Annotated in this window: 1 pseudogene; it reads left to right on the top strand. The window is 72.3% G+C overall.

Annotated elements, in window-relative coordinates:
* Positions 1 to 193: 193 nt before the first annotated feature.
* A pseudogene (locus CCN42_RS45335) lies at positions 194 to 599 on the top strand (glycoside hydrolase family 3 protein); the annotation flags it as partial.

The raw sequence follows: 599 nt of genomic DNA, 5'->3' as shown, positions 1-599 counted from the left end.
GGGAACGCCGGCCACGTTCCGCGCCGCGGGCGCGGCCGACGGTATGCCGCCATCGGCGCGCCCCCCTCCCTTGCGCCGGTGGCGGCCCCCTCGCTGGGTACTGTGCGTTCCCTTGACTGGCAGAAACTTCCCGGATATTGGTGACCCCTCGGAAGTTTCCTTCAGCGGACCACCTCCTCCGGAAGGAGCGCACGTGCCCGACACCAGCACAGGAAACACCGCGAAACCCTCCAGACGCACGGTCCTCGCCGCCACGGCCGGCGTCACCGCCGCCCTCGCCGTCCCCGGCCCCGCCCACGCGCACAGCGACCGCCGGCTGCGCCGCCTGATCTCCCGGATGTCCCTGGAGGAGAAGGTCGGCCAGCTCTTCGTCTCCCGGGCCTACGGCCACTCCGCGACCGCCCCCGACCAGGCCGACATCGACGCCAACCTCCGCGAGTTCGGTGTCCGCACCCCCGCCGAGCTGGTCGCCAGGTACCGCCTGGGCGGGGTCATCTACTTCGCCTGGGCTCACAACACCCGCGACCCGCGCCAGATCGCCGCCCTTTCCAACGGCCTCCAGCAGGCGTCCCTGGACCTCCCGCACCGGTTGCCGTTGC

The organism is Streptomyces glaucescens (assembly GCF_002154375.1).
GTDB classification, from domain to species: Bacteria; Actinomycetota; Actinomycetes; order Streptomycetales; family Streptomycetaceae; genus Streptomyces; species Streptomyces glaucescens.
This window is presented reverse-complemented; position numbering and strand designations above follow the sequence as displayed.